12 protein-coding genes are annotated in these 14,956 nt (G+C 72.4%); 3 read left to right on the forward strand and 9 right to left on the reverse strand.

What is annotated here, in order from left to right; genetic code table 11:
* Positions 1–67 precede the first annotated feature (67 nt).
* The 8 genes from argH to R3E98_08225 form a co-directional block, all read right to left on the reverse strand.
* The gene (gene argH / locus R3E98_08190; protein ID MEZ4423372.1) at positions 68–1,492 is read right to left on the reverse strand and encodes an argininosuccinate lyase; all 1,425 of its coding nucleotides are present in this window, start codon (positions 1,490–1,492) and stop codon (positions 68–70) included.
* Complete coding sequence (locus tag R3E98_08195) at positions 1,489–2,694, reverse strand: argininosuccinate synthase (protein MEZ4423373.1); 1,206 nt, start codon at positions 2,692–2,694, stop codon at positions 1,489–1,491. Before R3E98_08195 ends, argH begins: the two co-directional genes overlap by 4 nt.
* Before the next feature lie 234 nt (positions 2,695–2,928).
* Positions 2,929–4,266: a M24 family metallopeptidase gene (locus tag R3E98_08200; protein MEZ4423374.1), complete on the reverse strand. Its 1,338-nt coding sequence runs from the start codon at positions 4,264–4,266 to the stop codon at positions 2,929–2,931.
* Positions 4,267–4,425: 159 nt separating this feature from the next.
* Positions 4,426–6,312 (reverse strand): hypothetical protein, encoded by a 1,887-nt coding sequence (locus R3E98_08205; GenBank protein MEZ4423375.1) that lies wholly within the window; start codon positions 6,310–6,312, stop codon positions 4,426–4,428.
* Positions 6,309–6,824 (reverse strand): hypothetical protein, encoded by a 516-nt coding sequence (locus tag R3E98_08210; GenBank protein MEZ4423376.1) that lies wholly within the window; start codon positions 6,822–6,824, stop codon positions 6,309–6,311. Before R3E98_08210 ends, R3E98_08205 begins: the two co-directional genes overlap by 4 nt.
* A complete protein-coding gene (locus tag R3E98_08215) occupies positions 6,815–8,284 on the reverse strand; it encodes a M20 family peptidase (GenBank protein ID MEZ4423377.1) in 1,470 nt (489 codons plus the stop codon). Before R3E98_08215 ends, R3E98_08210 begins: the two co-directional genes overlap by 10 nt.
* A gap of 7 nt (positions 8,285–8,291) precedes the next feature.
* A complete protein-coding gene (locus R3E98_08220) occupies positions 8,292–9,116 on the reverse strand; it encodes a cyclase family protein (GenBank protein MEZ4423378.1) in 825 nt (274 codons plus the stop codon).
* Positions 9,117–9,129: 13 nt separating this feature from the next.
* Entirely contained in the window at positions 9,130–11,862 is a 2,733-nt protein-coding gene (locus R3E98_08225; GenBank protein ID MEZ4423379.1) for a DUF5916 domain-containing protein, read from the reverse strand.
* Between the two features lie 206 nt (positions 11,863–12,068).
* Between R3E98_08225 and R3E98_08230 the strand changes: the two genes are divergently transcribed.
* Genes R3E98_08230 through R3E98_08240 form a run of 3 tightly spaced genes read left to right on the forward strand, consistent with a single transcriptional unit; the run spans position 12,069 to position 14,291 of the window.
* The gene (locus R3E98_08230) at positions 12,069–13,025 is read left to right on the forward strand and encodes a hypothetical protein (protein MEZ4423380.1); all 957 of its coding nucleotides are present in this window, start codon (positions 12,069–12,071) and stop codon (positions 13,023–13,025) included.
* Positions 13,026–13,042: 17 nt separating this feature from the next.
* Positions 13,043–13,849 (forward strand): NAD-dependent deacylase, encoded by an 807-nt coding sequence (locus tag R3E98_08235; protein MEZ4423381.1) that lies wholly within the window; start codon positions 13,043–13,045, stop codon positions 13,847–13,849.
* Between the two features lie 58 nt (positions 13,850–13,907).
* Positions 13,908–14,291 carry a hypothetical protein gene (locus R3E98_08240; GenBank protein MEZ4423382.1) on the forward strand — a complete coding sequence of 128 codons (384 nt, stop codon included), beginning with the start codon at positions 13,908–13,910 and terminating at the stop codon, positions 14,289–14,291.
* Positions 14,292–14,386: 95 nt separating this feature from the next.
* Here R3E98_08240 and R3E98_08245 read toward each other — a convergent pair whose 3' ends face one another.
* On the reverse strand, positions 14,387–14,890 hold the full coding sequence (locus R3E98_08245; protein MEZ4423383.1) for a hypothetical protein: 504 nt from the start codon (positions 14,888–14,890) through the stop codon (positions 14,387–14,389).
* Between the last annotated feature and the right edge of the window lie 66 nt (positions 14,891–14,956).

Here is a 14,956-nt window from a genome sequence, read left to right on the forward strand (position 1 = left end):
CACCCGTGTCCACGTGGCGGCCCGTACCGACCCCGTGGTCTGCGCCGCGTTGTTCCGCGTCGTGAACCTACTGGCGCCGCCGCGGAGCCTTCTGGCCCCGACGTTGCTTCGGCGCGTCCTGCTCCAGCGACCGCAGCCAGCGGCGAGCCTCGGCGCGGACCCGTTTGGGCGCCGTGCCCCCCAGGACGTCGCGCCGCGCCAGCACCGCCGGAAGGGCCAGCTCACGCTGTAGGTCCCCGAGGCCGGGTGCCAGGGCGTCCAGCACGTCGCGGGGCAAGTCCTCCAGCTCGCAGCCGTGCTCGATGGCGGTCCGGACCGCGCGTCCCACGACGTCGTGCGCATCGCGAAACGGCATGCCGCGGCGCACCAGCAGGTCCGCCAGGTCGGTCGCGTTGAGGAATCCACCCTCCGCCGCGGCGCGGCAGCGCTCCGCGTCGTAGTCGACGGAGCGCACGACGATCTCCATCACGCGCACACAGGCGTCCGTGTGGTCGAGCGCGTCGAAGAGCGCTTCCTTGTCCTCCTGCAGGTCCTTGTCGTACGCGAGCGGAAGGCCCTTGAGCGTCATCAGCAGGCCCTGCAGGTGCCCGGCCACCCGGCCCGTCTTGCCGCGGATGAGCTCGAGCGCGTCGGGGTTCTTCTTCTGCGGCATCAGGCTGGAGCCCGTGGAGACCGCGTCACCGAGCTGCAGGAAGCGCGCTTCGTATGAGGCGAAGAAGATCCAGTCTTCGGCCAGCCGGGAAAGGTGCGTCATCAGGAGCGCGCAGACGAACACCAGCTCCACCACGAAGTCCCGGTCGCTCACGGCGTCGAGGCTGTTGCGTGTGGGGCCGGCGAACCCGAGCGCGGTGGCCAGGGCGCTCCGATCCACCGGCCAGGCCGTCCCGGCCAGGGCGCCCGACCCGAGCGGACAGGCGTCCAGGCGGCGACGGGCGTCGGTCAGGCGGCTCCGGTCGCGGGACAGCATCTCGACGTAGGCCAGGGCATGGTGACCCGCGGTGATCGGCTGGGCGCGCTGCAGGTGCGTATAGCCCGGGAGGGCCAGGTCGGCGGTGCGCTCGGCCAGCTCGGCCAGCGCGCGCATCACGCCCGCGATGGAACGATCGAGCGCAACGCTGCGGTCCCGGACCCACAGACGGAGGTCCGTGGCCACCTGGTCGTTGCGGGAGCGGCCCGTGTGCAGCTTGCGCGCCAGGTCGCCGACGCGCTCGCCGAGCGCCGCCTCCACGAAGCTGTGCACGTCCTCGGCGGCGGAGCGCTCCAGGGGGCTGGGATCGGCCGCCAGGTCGCGCCCGAGCTCCTTGAGCGCCTTCTGCAGCGCGCGCACCTCCTTGCGGGTGAGCACACCGGCATCCCCCAGTGCGCCGGCCCACGCGACGCTGCCTTCGATGTCCGCATCGATCAGGCGGCGATCGAACGGAAGGCTGCGGTTGAACGCGTCGAACGCCGGATCCAGATCGCCCGAGAACCGTCCGCCCCACAATGCGCTCACGACGTGCTCCGGTCCCGTTCGGCCGCGACCTTGGCCGGAAGACCGTACAGGCGGATGAAACCGCCCGCGTCCGCGTGCTGGTACGTGTCGCTGTCCTCGAACGTGGAGAGATCCTCGCGGAACAGGGAGTTGGGGCTGGTGGCGGCCAGCGCCGTGGCCGTGCCCTTGTACAGCCGCACGCGCACGTCCCCGGAGACGGGCTCGCACACGGAGGCGAACAGGGCGTCCAGCGCCCGCCGCTCCGGCACGAACCAGCGGCCGGTGTAGACCAGGTCGGCGTACTCCGGCATGAGGTGCTCCGCCAGGCGCGCGGTGTCCTTGTCCAGCGTGATCGAGCGCAACGTGCGCGCGGCCTCGAAGATCACCGTGCCGCCCGGGGTCTCGTAGACCCCGCGGGACTTCATGCCCACCAGCCGGTTCTCACAGATGTCCACGCGTCCCACGCCGTGGGCACCGGCGCGCTGGTTGAGGTGGGCTACCAGGGCCTCGGGCGCGAACGGCGTGCCGTCCACCGCGGTCGGGACGCCCTGCTCGAACGTAACGGTGAGCTCCTCCGGCCGGTCCGGGGCCTCCCACGGGTGGGCCGTCAGCATCCACACGTCGTCGGGCGGGGCGTTGCCCGGGTCCTCGAGCGCACCGCCCTCGTGGCTGATGTGCCAGAGGTTGCGGTCGCGCGAGTAGATCTTCTCGCGCGAGGCCGTCACCGGGATGTTGCGCGCCGCGGCGTAGTCGAGCGCCTGCGTGCGGGAGCGGATGTCCCACTCGCGCCAGGGCGCGATGACCTTCAGGTCGGGCGCCAGCGTCTGGTAGCCCAGCTCGAAGCGCACCTGGTCGTTGCCGCGGCCCGTGCAGCCGTGGGCCACATAGGCGGCGTCCACCTCGCGCGCGTAGTCCACCTGCGCCTTGGCGAGGATGGGGCGGGCCATCGAGGTGCCCAGCAGGTAGCGGCCCTCGTAGACGGTGAGCGCCCGCACGCACGGCCACACGTAGTCGGCCACGAACTCGCGGCGCAGATCCACCACCTTGCACGAGGCTGCTCCCGATGCGAGCGCCTTCTCCTCGAGCCCGTCGAGCTCGCCCTCTCCCTGGCCCACGTCCCCGGCCACGCAATGGACCTCGAGGTCGTAGTTCTCCTTGAGCCAGGGGATGATGATCGACGTGTCGAGGCCGCCGGAGTAGGCGAGGGCGACGCGCTCCTTCATGGCACGGTTCCTTGTCGAGGATGCGGACGCGCCCGGCCGTTCCGGGCACCGCCGCGGGGAAGATCGGGTGCGAGGGGCCGCGGGAGAAGGGCCGCGGCCGGATCGGACGCGCGTCCGGGCCGTCCCTCCGCCGCGCGCCCGATCTCAGCGGTCCGGGCCGTCTCTGCGCGCCGCGCCCGGTCGGACCGTACGCGGCTGGACCGCCGGCTCCCTCGGACGAGCGCCGCGCCCGGCCTACCGGATCAGCCGGATCCGTGGGTTGATCGGGTACAGCCATTCCACCCCGCGCTCCGTGACCACGGCGTCGTCCTCGAGCGGGATGCGCGCCTTGGCGCCGCCCCACTCGGGGACGGCGGTGTACGCGAACAGCTCGATGGAGAACAGGTTGCCCGGCCGGACCTCGTACGTCAGGCGCAGCGGATTGAAGAAGGCGATGGACGGGCCGATGCCGTGGCCCAGGTTCCCCACCGAGTGGTTGCCGAACATGATGTCGGTGGTGGGCGTGTCGTAGGGTCGATTGAACTCCTCCATGGGCCGGAAGCCGGCGTCGCGCAGCGCCTCCACGAGCGCGTCCGAGTTGGCCTGGGCCGTCCGACCCGCGCGGATGGTGCGCTTGATCACCTCGCGCGCCTCCACGCCCCGGTCGAACGCGTTCACGAGGCCAGGGGGAGCCGTCGTCTCGCCCTCGCGCAGCACGTACGCGATGCGCTTCATGTCGGTGTGGAAGTTCAGGAAGCCCACGCCCCAGTCGATCATCAGCAGGTCACCGCGCTGGATGATGCGCTCGTTGGAGGTGGCCTCGATGCCGTTCGGTCCCGTCACGTAGACGGACGGGAAGTCGAAGGACGTCCCCAGCCCCCGCACGCGCAGCTGCTCCATCATCCACCAGGCCACGTCCTCCAGGGCGGTCACGCCGGGCGTGATCACCTCGTTGGAGAAGGCGCGCTCGGCGATCTCGCGCGAGATCTCCCCGGCCTCGGCGAACGCGGCGATCTCGGAGGCGACGCGGCGGGAGCGGAAATCGGAGATCAGCTTCTCGGCGGAGACCAGCCGTGACGCCCACGGCTCGCCCAGCGTCTCCACCAACGCCTGGTGGCTGGTATACGAGAGGCCATCGGCCGCGCCGATCTGGCGGGACATGTTCACGCCGATGCGGCGCGGGGCGCGCTCGGCCACGAAGGCACGCAGGTCGACGGACGACAGCACCTGATCGTAGGCACCGCTCTCCTCCACGCGGTAGCCGTCCACACCTGCCGCCACGCGCTCGATCCGGTCGCCCCCCCGGTCCGTGAAGATGTAGTAGCCCACGGATCCCACGTATCCGCCGCCCAGATCCTCGACCAGCGGGTCGGGCAGCCCCTCCTTCACGACCGTGATCCACATGTCGATGCCGTTCTCGCGCATGGCCTCGGGCAGGATCAGGTCGAACTTGTCCCGGCGGATCTGCGCCATGCGCTCCCAGCGGCGGCGGGCCTCCTGGGCCGACGCGTCGTGCGGCAGCGACGCCGCGAGGAGGGGCAGCACGAGGGTGGCCAGGAGCGGGAGGGACAGCGAACGGCGGGACGGGCGCATCGGGGGATCCGGATCCAGGGTGGCGGCGGTCGAGCCGGGAGTATGGGATGCGGCCGCCGCCGGGGCGAGCCGGGCGCCCCGGACGGAACCGGCGTCCGGAACGGGGCGGTGGATGGGGGTGGGGTCTGCTCGTCCCGGCCTACGGGAGCGACGACCCGCTCAGCCCTCCTCGTCGACCTCGATGCCCTCGAGCCGCATGACCTCCAGCGCGTTGGTGCTCGGGAGCGGCCCTTCGCGCAGGCGGTAGTCGAAGGTCATCTGGCCGTCCATCACCGCGTCCGTGAAATGGACCACCCGCGCATCCACCGTCGGATCGTCCGCGAGGGCGGCCAGGCTGAGGTCGTGGGTGGAGACCAGCGTCGCGGTCGGGCCCGTCACGAGGCGCTTCAGCACCGCGACGGTGCCGGCGTGCCGCTCCCGGGAGTTGGTCCCCGACAGGATCTCGTCCAGGAGCACGAGCGTGGGACCCGGCGCCGCGGCCGTATCCAGGCAGAAGCGCAGGCGGCGGACCTCGGCGTGGAAGCGGGACAGACCGCTGCGCAGGGAGTCCTCCACGTTCATGGAGGTGACCACCGACAGCGGCCGCAGACGGAGGTGGGTGGCGGGAACCGGAAGGCCGGCGCGGGCCAGCACCACCGCCAACCCGGCCGAACGCAGCCAGGTGCTCTTGCCGCTCATGTTGGAGCCGGTGACCACCACCAGCGCGCCTTCCTCCAGGAGCTGCACGTCGTTGGAAACGCGCGCTGCGCGGGGCAGGAGCGGGTGCGCCAGGGCGGTCGCGTCCAGCAGGGGCCCCGCCGGATCGCAGACCGGCCAGGTGGCGTCCGGCGTGGCCTCGGCCCAGGTGGTCAGGGACAGCAGCGTCTCCAGGCCTGCGACGGCGCCCATCCAGGCGCCCAGCTCGCTGCCGTGCCGGGCCTTCCAGCGCAGCAGCGCGCGGCGGGCCCGCACGTCGCTCAGCAGGAGCACGTTGCCCGTCAGCGCCCAGTAGGCGTTCTGCCGTTGGGCGAGGCGGTGTACGGCGCGCTGGAGCTCGGCGACGGCCGCCGGCGCGGGTGAGCCGGGGTCCGCCACGGACGCGATGGTCTCCGACAACAGCGGCGAGCGGAAGGACAGGGTCGCGACGGTCTCCAGCACCCGGGTCCACGCAGACAACGTATCCGCCACGCCCGTGAAGCGGTCGGTGAGCGCGTCCAGATCCCGGAAGCGCCGTGCGTAGAAGACGTTCACGAGGTACGGCCCCAGCGCCCAGAGCCAGTGCCAGCCGAAGACCAGGGTCAGCGCCGCGCCGGCGAGCGCCGTGAGCGGCAGCACGAGGGTGAGGATCCGCTCCGCGGCCCCGGCGTCCGCGTCCTGTACCGGATCGGCCCCCCACGCCACCAGCGCGCGGGTGCGGGCCGCCAGCAGGTCCGCCGGGTGACGGGCCCCGGATTCGGCCAGGGCCCGCAACTCGATCTCCAGCGCTTCCCGGTCGGTAGGGCGCTCGAGCAGCTCCCGTACCGCGCCGGCGCGCGCGCTCAGGTCGGGACGCGGCCGATCGTCCGCCAGCCAGGCGGCCAGGGCGTCGCGCCCGAGCACGGTGTGGCAGGCGTTCACCCGCTGGAAGAGCGATCCCGCTCCGAACACCGCCAGGTCGTACGCGAACGCGTGCGTGCGCTCCAGGTACGCCGTGCCGTCCGCCTGGCCGAAGTCGAACTGCTCGTCCAGGCGGGCGCGGGCGCGCTCCAGCCAGTCGACCGCGTAGCCGCGCCGGATGCGACGGCCGCTCCACCGGCGCCGGACCACGACCAGCGGGACGAGCCCCAGGATCGTGATGGCCAACACGCCACCGGCGGGGAGAGGCACGACGCCGACGGCGGCCAGCAGCGCGAGCAGCAGTCCGCCCAGCAGCAGCGCGGCCGATGCATTGGCCCACCCGAGCTCACGCGACTCCAGGGTCGCATGCTCGGCCCGCCGCTCCGTGAGCCGGGCCTCCGCCGCGGCCCGCGCCTCCGCGAGCGGCTCCGGACCGGATCCGCCCTGGTTGCGGGCCGGGGCCGGACTCACTCGTCCTCGGCCGCCGGGTGGAAGCTCATCTCGCGGGTGGCGGCGTGGTCGAGCGTGTTGATCCAGCCCCGCATCAGCTGCTGCAGGCTCTCGGAGAACGCGTCCTGGTGCTGGAGCCACCAGTCGCGGAAGCCGGGACGCACCAGGTAGGAGCGGATCATGAAGCGGTAGCTCTTCCAGAGCTCCTTCTCCAGCATCCCGTTGCGGTACTGGTAGTACAGGTTGTCCCAGTGGCGGAACGTCGCGAGCAGCATCGAGTGCCAGCGGAAGTGCTCCACCGGGTCCAGCGCCTCCGCGCCGTGGTCGAGGCCGCGACCCCAGATGTCGGCCATGTCGGGGTCGGAGATGATCAGGGAGAGAAGCTCGAGGCTGTTGTGCGAGATCTCCTGGTAGGAGGAGGCGCGAACCGCTTTGGTGTTCTGTTTCAACTGCACACTGACGTAGATCAACGAGACGATCACGCCGATCGCGCCGATGAATTCGCCCAGATTGCCGAGGGCGTTCAGGTCCAAGGGAGGTGCTCCGTGTTCTGGATCAGTCGTCGGAAGAAGCGGACCGCCTGCGCGTACTCCGCGACGGCGATGCGCTCCCCGGTTCCGTGCATGCGCGCCAGGTCCTCCATCTCGAACCGGATCGGCAGGAACCGGAACACGTTCGCGGAACGGGCCCCGTAGTACCAGGCGTCGGTTCCCCCGGGCACCACGTAGGGCGTGACCACCACGTCGGTGCCGATGACCTCGTGGATGGTGCGCGCCAGCAGCGCGAAGGCTTCCGAGTCGGGATCGGACACCGGCGAGGGGTCCCGCGCGCTCTCCAGCGGACGGACCCTGACGCGGTCGTCGTCGATGACGTCGCGCACGCGGGCCGTGACGCTCTCGACCGTCTCGCCCGGCCGGATCCGGAAGTTGACGACGGCCCGGGCCTCGATCGGCAGGACGTTGTCCTTCTCCCCGGACTGGAAGACCGTCGCGGCGGTGGTGGTGCGGAGCAGGGCCGACACCTCGCCGGAGCGGCCCAGCAGCGGGGCCAGGACGGGTCCGAAGAGCCAGCGGTTCCCCAGGAGCAGCCGCCCGCCGAGGCCCATGTGGGGCGCGAGACGCTCGAAGAGCAGGGCGCCGGTCCCATCCAGCGCCAGCGGGAACGGGTCCGCCTCCAGGCGGGTCACGGCCGCGGCGACGATGCCGATGGCGGTCTGCGGGGGCGGGCTGGAGGAATGGCCCCCGAGACCCTGGGCGGTCAGCTCGAGGCTCAGGTAGCCCTTCTCCGAGATGCCGACCAGCGCCACGGGCGGGTCGACGCCCGGAAAGCCGGGCAGCACCGTGCCGCCCTCGTCCAGCACCAGCGCGGGCGCCTCGCCCCGGGCGGCCAGCAGCTCCGCGATGGCCCGCGCGCCGTTGTGCCCGCCGATCTCTTCGTCGTGGCCGAAGGCCAGCCACAGCGTGCGCGGCGGGGCCCACCCCTCGGCCAGGAGCGCCTCGACCGCCTCCAGGATGCCCAGCACCGTGGCCTTGTCGTCCAGCGCGCCCCGACCCCACACCCATCCGTCCGCGATGACGCCCCCGAAGGGCGGGTGCTCCCAGTCGGACTCGGTCCCGGCCAGCACGGGCACCACGTCCTGATGGCCCATCAGCACCACGGGGGCGGCCTCGGACGTGCCCTCCCAACGGTAGAGCAGGCCCAGCCCGCCGATGGTCTCGCGGGCCAGGGTGCCGTGCACACGGGGGAAGGTCTCCTCCAGGAAGGCGTGGAAGGCGCGGAAGGCGGCCGAGTCCGGCTCGGCGGGCGGCAGCGGCGACACGGTGGGATACGTGAGCGCGCGGGCCAGCCGCTCCGCCACGGCCCGCTCGTCCACAGGGATCTCCACCGCCTCCACCGTGGGCGGCGGATCCGGACGCAGCGTCAGCGCGCGCACGAGCGCGACGCCCACCAGGAGGGCCGGCACCGCGACCAGGACGGCCAGGACCTTCTTCATCGGCCGCTCAGGTACGCTGCGGCACGAAGGCCACGATGCGCAACGGACCGCCGCTGCCGCCCGCGATCTTCATCGGGAGCGCCACCACGAAGGCGCCCTGTGCCGGCAGCTGCTCCAGCCCCGCCACGTTCTCGAAGCCCGGGATGTCGGCGTCGTACAGGATCCGGTGGCTCTCGAACCCCTGCGACTGCCCGTAATCGATGCTGGGGGTGTCGATGCCCACCGCTGCGACGTCCCGTTGCTCCACCAGCCAACGCGCAGCGTCGGGGTGCAGCCCCGGGAAGTGGAGGAGGGGCACGGCCTCCGGCCCGGTCACGTCGGTGCCCAGGTAGGCGACCCGGTCGTCGTAGCGGCTGCTCCAGCCCGTCCGCAGCAGCAGGATCACGCGCGGCGGGAGCGGTCCGTGCTCCGCCTCCCAGGCCTCCAGGTCGGCCACCTCGACCTGGGCGTCGGCGTCCGCGCGCGCGGAGATGTCCACGACCGCGGCCGCTCCGATGAGGCGGTCCAAGGGGATCTCGTCGGCGGCCTGCCGTCCCTCGGCGAAGTGGATGGGGGCGTCCAGGTGCGTTCCCCCGTGCTCCGCTGCGCGGAAGTCGAACGCGGAGTAGAACCAGCCGCCCGGCGTGTCGCCGAACGACACCGTGTCCAACTCGAAGGCCCGGGCGGTGGGCCAGTAGATCGCGTCCTCGGAGAAGGGATGGGTCAGGTCCACCCAGCGGCCGCTCGCGCCCGCGAAGACGGCTGCGGCGCCGGGCGCGCTCGGCGCGGGCGCGGGGCTGCAGGCGAGCGGCAGGAGGAGCAGCAGGGTCGCAGGCACGCGCGTGGAGATCATCGCATCGCTCCGGTCAGAGGGAGAGCCAGAGGTTCATCTTGACGATGAAGGTGTCGTCCGCGGCCGCGCGCCCGAGCGCGCGTACGTCGCGGCCGAAGTCGAAGTCCCCGGTGTCCACCAGCTCCGTCTGGCTGCGCTGCCACACGAAGAACAGCGTGGAGCCCGGACGATACTCCCAGCGCAGCACGGCGTTGGCCCGGAGCGAACGCAGGTTGAAGTCGCGGTCCCGGAAGTCGAGATCCGAGCGGCCGTCCCCGTCGAGGTCGACGTAGCGCCGGTGGTCCGCATCCTCGCAGGTACGGCCGCCCTCGCAGAGCGTACCAGTGGTGCCGACGCGGGCCGTGCCTTCGGCGAACGCATCGAACGCGAAGGTCTCCGACGCCGCGAGCTGCTTGTAGCGCACGTAGTCCGCCGCGGAGAGCAACGGCTGCGCGAACAGCTGCAGCGTGAGCTGCGGGGTGAACGTCCAGTTGAGGCGCGTCTCCATGGACACGGTGCGCTGGTCCAGGTCGGCGAAGAGATAGCGGTTCCCGTAGGTCGGAGCCCAGGGCAGCACCGCGGTCGTGAGCACGTATTGCGCGGCCTGACGCGAGCGCTCGAACGCGGGCTCCAGCTCGATCTGGAGCTGGGAGGACGGTTGCAGGGAGAGCGAGGCGCTCACCGCCAGCGCCTCCATGGAGTCCTCCAGGCCCTTGGAGACGTCGATGCGCGGAGCCAGCGTCACCGCCCGGCGGTTGTCCGTGCGGATCCCCAGGCTCCCACCCCACAGCGCCGGCTCGCGCATGCGCGGACCGCCGCGGGTCGCCACGCGGCTCATGTTCTCCGGGTTGTAGCGGGAGCTGGCGTTGACGGTCCAGAAGTTGTTCAGGGTGACGTTGCCGCTGAGGGAGAACGAGCCCGCGGTGTGCGCGCCCCTCCACGAGCCCCACTCCAGCGGGTGGCGCAGGGCCTCGTGGCTCCAGTTGTGGAAGGTGCTCGCCGTCACCGACCAGTTCCGGAACCAGGCGCCCGGGATCACGTCCTGGAGGCTCACGCGCGCGCCGCCGTCGAGCCGCTCGCGGCTGCGGCTGAACCCCAGGTCGTTGACCTCGAATCCGGAGGTGACCTGCGCGCCCCAGAGCGCTCCCGTCCAGCGCCCACGTCGCTTCTCGAACTGCAGGCGCCACTCGGCACCGGTCAACGACGTGCGGTCGGCGTCGAGCGTCGACCAATCGAGGTCCGGGCGTTGCAGGTAGTGGTTGGACGAGCGCTGGACGCGGAGCAGCGCGAGGGAGTCCCCGCGGACGTGACTGCCGGCCGCGAAGCCCCACAGCGCCCAGGTGCGCTCCGACCAGTTGTGCTCGAAGTCGACACCGCCCCCGAACGCCTGGGTGGGCAGGTCGTCGAGGCTGCCGTCCCCGGGCAGATCGCGCTGGAGCGCCGTGAACAGCCCGCCCACGCGCGACAGCCCACCGTTGAGGTCCTGACTCACGCGGACCACGCCTTCCACGCCGCGCGGCTCGGCCACGAAGCGCTCGGTCGAGCGCGTATCCGTGAAGAACGCCTGCCCGGTCTCGCGTCCCGTCAGCGCCGCCATGGCACCGATGGACAGGCCCCGCTGGGTGCGTCCGGTCAGCTTGGCCGCGGCCAGGATGGTGGCCGACTCCGGGACATCCACGAAGTCCGCGCCGGGCGGGGCCGACCCCTGCGGGGCGCGACCGATGCGGCGGGAGTAGAAGACGCGGTTTCCGCCACCCGAGAGATCGAAGTCGAAGATGCGCGCGTCCTCCACGAAGAAGGGGCGGCGCTCCTCGAAGAACACCTCGAACGCGGTGAGGTTGATGACGGCCGGATCCACCTCGACCTGGCCGAAGTCGGGATTGAGCGTGGCGTCGAGCGTGAACTGCGAGCCCAGGCCGTAGCGCAGGTCCACCCCCACCTGTCCGCCGAAGGCGGACGGATCGACGAAGGGATTGCCGTCCACGGTGGGCTGGTGACGCGCCCGCGTCAGCACGTACGGCCGCAGCTCGACCCGGCGTGGCGCCGACGCCACCCGGATGCCTTCGAGCAGCCCGAACTGGCTGACGCGCCCCGGCTGCAGCTTGGACTCGAGCGCGAAGCGCGTCAGCTCGTTGTCCGCCGCCCGCCGGCGCCCGAAGTTGATGCCCCAGGTCTGCACACCGTCGCGCTGCTCGTAGCGCATCTGGGACAGCGGGATGCGCATCTCCACGTGCCAACCGTCCGGAGCGATGGTGACGCCCGAGCTCCATACCGCATCCCAAGCCTGGTCCTCGCCGCCGTCGTCGAACAGGTAGCGGTCGGTCTGCACGTTGGCCGCGCTCACCCGGAACCGATACCCGGTGCGCCGGTCCAGGTTGGGATCGAACATCACCTCGAAGTAGTCGAACTGCCCGTTGTACTCCGAGTCGCGTCGGATCATGTTGCGCGCGATGGAGGACGGCGCGCTGTCGTACAGCCGGGCTCCCACGTACACGGCCTCGTCGTCGTAGACGATCCAGACCTCGGAGTCGTTGAGGGCGGGCGCGCCTTCGACGGGCTCCTTCTGGATGAAGCCGCGGAAGGAGGGCGCCTCCGCCCACACGGCTTCGTCCAGGATGCCGTCCACCCGGATGGAGCCCTCCACCCGGGTGGCGGGCATGGAGGGCCGATCCGTCGCCGCCGCGGACGGTCCTCCCGCCTGTGCGGTGAGGGAGGCGGGGGCCAGGACCACGACGAGGAGCGGGAGCAGGGAGGTACGCGTACGCAAGACGGGGCCGATCCGGTGCTGGAGTGACGCGGCCGCCGCGGAACGGGCGGGGGCCACACGTCCCCAAGGTGCGTGCGGGCCGGGGGCGCCGCGAGCCCCGACGGGTTGACCCACGGATGGAGCCGGCACACGATCCCGGTGGGGGGTGGTCATCGACAGCAGCCGCCCGCTGCGGACGAGCGGACTGCGACGGGGGACGGGAAGACATGGGGGCACGGACCGGGAGCGCCGCGTGGCGCGTCGCGGCGTTGCTGACGATCGTGGCGGGCTGCGGTCCGCAGGACGACGCGGGCTCCTCCGCCGGGGCGGTGCCGGAGGGTCGCGCGCTGCCGGTGACGTTCGCCGCCGACCGCATCCATCTCCGCCTTCCGCTCGCCGTCACGGGCGACACGCTGACCTTCTACACCGACACGGGCGGAGGCCTCTTCCTCCTGGGTGAGGCGGCCGATCGGGTGGGGCTCGGGGACTCCTCCGCCGTGCGCCTGAGCGCGGTGGCCGCCGATTCCGCGTTTCCCGACCCGCGGGGCGTCCCGGAGGGTCGGGTTCCCGTGTTCCGCCCGCAGGAAGCGCCACCGTTCGACGTGGACGGGATGCTGGGCCAGGCGTGGTTCGCAGACCGCGTGTGGACGTTCGACTATCCCCGGCAGACGCTCGTCCTGCACGATGAAGCCGCTGCCACGGGCACGGCCGTCCCGCTCGCCTTCCAGGCGGATTCGACCGGGGCGCGCACGCTCTCGTTCCCTCGCATCCGGGTCGAGATCGACGGCGACTCGCTCGACCTGCTCTTCGACACGGGGGCCACGGTGTCCCTCACGGACTCGGCCTGGGCGGCGCTCGGCGCCGAGGGTCCGCGCGAGCGCGGCACCAGCTTCATCACCACGTCGGTGCTGGATCGTTGGCTGACGCGCCATCCGGACTGGGCCTGGATCCCCGACGGAGATCGCAACGTCGCGGGCTCGCGCCTGGTCCGCGTCCCGGTGGTCCGGGTGGCCGGCTTCGAGACCGGGCCCGTCTGGTTCACGGAGCGGCCGGACCGGAACTTCCGCGAGTACATGGCGCAGTTCATGGACCGTCCGGTGGATGGTGCGCTCGGGGGCAACGCACTGCGCACGTTCCGCGTGACGGTGGATTATCCGGGCGCGCACGCCTTCTTCGCGCGGTAGCCGCCGGCCTCCCCCACATGCTTGAGCCGTCCGCCGTGGATCCGACCGAGCCCGCCGCCTGGATCGCCGCCGCGCGCACCGTCGTGGTCTTCAGCGGCGCCGGGGTGAGCGCCGAGTCCGGCGTGCCCACCTTCCGGGGACCGGAGGGTCTGTGGCGCCGCTGGCGTCCGGAGGATCTGGCCACGCCGGAGGCCTTCGCGCGCGACCCCCGTCTGGTCTGGGACTGGTACACGTGGCGGCGCGGCCTCATGGCGGGGTGCGCGCCCAACGCCGCACACCGCGCGATCGCCACGCTGCAGGTGGCCCGCCCCGGCGTGCACGTCGTCACCCAGAACGTGGATGGGCTCCACGAACGGGCGCTACGGGCCGCCGGCGCCGAGCCCGGTCCCGAGCGCGGGGTGCTGGAGCTGCACGGCTCGATCGCCCACGACCGCTGCCACCGCTGCGCCTGGCGCTCGGAGGAGCCCCGACTCGGAGGGCCGGGACCGGAGGAGCCGCTGCCCACCTGTCCGCGCTGCGAGGGCCCCGTGCGTCCCGCTGTCGTGTGGTTCGGCGAGCTGCTCCCCCAGGAGACCCTGGAGCGCGCGTTCGCGCTGGCCGGGGCGGCCGACGTGTGTGTGGTGGTGGGGACGAGCGGCCTGGTGGAGCCGGCCGCGAGCGTGCCGCGCGTCACCGCGGCGGCGGGAGGACGGGTGGTGGTGGTGGGCCCGGAGCCCACGGCGCTGGACGCGCTTGCCGACCGCGTGTTGCGCGGTCCGGCCGCAGGCGTGCTCCCGGCGCTGTTGGCCCCAGCGCTGGCGGGGAGCCCGCCGCGTCCGGCGTGACGCCGCGCCGTACCCCACGGGCAGGATCCAGCGGCCCCGCGGCCGGGTATCCGCGCGCATGAACCGTCTCCCGAAAGCCCTGTCCCTCGCCCTCGTCGGGCTGTCCGCCTGCGTCACCACCAACGCCGTGATGCTGGATCCGCTGGCTTCGTATCCTCCCGTCCCGGAGGCGGAGATCGTCGTCTACGTGGACGAGGCGGACGTCGAGGCGGAGTTCGTCAAGATCGCCCTGATCTACGCGGAAGGGGACGCCGACCTGCACGACCAGTCCCAGTTCGTGGAGGCGATGCGCAAGAAGGCCGCCGAGATCGGCGCGCATGCGATCATCCTCGAGGATTTCGAGGAGCCGTCCACCGGTGCCCGCGTGGCCGAGGCGATCCTGGGCACCTCCGCCGAACGGCGGGCCCGGGTTCTGGCCATCCGCTTCGTGTCGCCGCGCTGAGGGCTGCCGGTCGCAGGTCGCTCTTCCGTAGGGGTGGACTTGCCCAGCGGGGTGCCGTGGAGCGGCGGTCGGTCGCGTCCGAGGCGTAGGGCCGATCAGCGGCGAGGCAGGCCCTCGGGCCGCCCGATGCCTGGGCCCAGGGGTAGGGGGCCCGGCCAGGGCGCCAGGGGTCCGGCAGGCCCGACGACGCCCAGGTCCGGGACGGAAAACGATTCCACGCCGGCCGGACCTCCTTCCGCGGGACAGGACCCCGGCGCGGCGTCGAACCCCCACATGACCGCCAGCCCGCTCGCCACCCCCAGCACGTCCCAGGCGAGGTCCTTCCAGGACGCCTGACCCCCACCGCGGGCGTCGCTCCACTCCTTCAGGAGCCCCGCCCCCAACGCCACGCCCGCCCCGAACAGGGCGCGCGGCCGCTTGCAGTCCCACACCGGGATGGCGAAGGCGTAGGCGCCCGTGGCGATGACGGCGCTGGCCACGAAGTGCTCGGCCTTGTCGCGGGCGAACCAGGCGTCCTGGCCGGCGAGAGGCGTGGCGGAGAGCGCCGCCGATGCCGCGAGGAGCAGGGCCGCCGCAGGCGGTCGGAGGTGGGATGGCATGCCGGAGCATGGGGCGGCCCCCGGACTCTTGCAAACTTGAAGCACGGCTGATACATGACGCATGGG

Source organism: Gemmatimonadota bacterium, from assembly GCA_041390125.1.
GTDB lineage: Bacteria > Gemmatimonadota > Gemmatimonadetes > Longimicrobiales > Gaopeijiaceae > JAGQIF01.

Bases quoted from the DNA above. Each gene is read 5' to 3' on its own strand.
- R3E98_08195 (MEZ4423373.1), bottom strand. From the start codon at position 2,694: ATGAAGGAGCGCGTCGCCCTCGCCTACTCCGGCGGCCTCGACACGTCG.
- R3E98_08200 (MEZ4423374.1), bottom strand. From the start codon at position 4,266: ATGCGCCCGTCCCGCCGTTCGCTGTCCCTCCCGCTCCTGGCCACCCTC.
- R3E98_08215 (MEZ4423377.1), bottom strand. From the start codon at position 8,284: ATGAAGAAGGTCCTGGCCGTCCTGGTCGCGGTGCCGGCCCTCCTGGTG.
- R3E98_08220 (MEZ4423378.1), bottom strand. From the start codon at position 9,116: ATGATCTCCACGCGCGTGCCTGCGACCCTGCTGCTCCTCCTGCCGCTC.
- R3E98_08230 (MEZ4423380.1), top strand. From the start codon at position 12,069: ATGGGGGCACGGACCGGGAGCGCCGCGTGGCGCGTCGCGGCGTTGCTG.
- R3E98_08235 (MEZ4423381.1), top strand. From the start codon at position 13,043: ATGCTTGAGCCGTCCGCCGTGGATCCGACCGAGCCCGCCGCCTGGATC.
- R3E98_08240 (MEZ4423382.1), top strand. From the start codon at position 13,908: ATGAACCGTCTCCCGAAAGCCCTGTCCCTCGCCCTCGTCGGGCTGTCC.
- R3E98_08245 (MEZ4423383.1), bottom strand. From the start codon at position 14,890: ATGCCATCCCACCTCCGACCGCCTGCGGCGGCCCTGCTCCTCGCGGCA.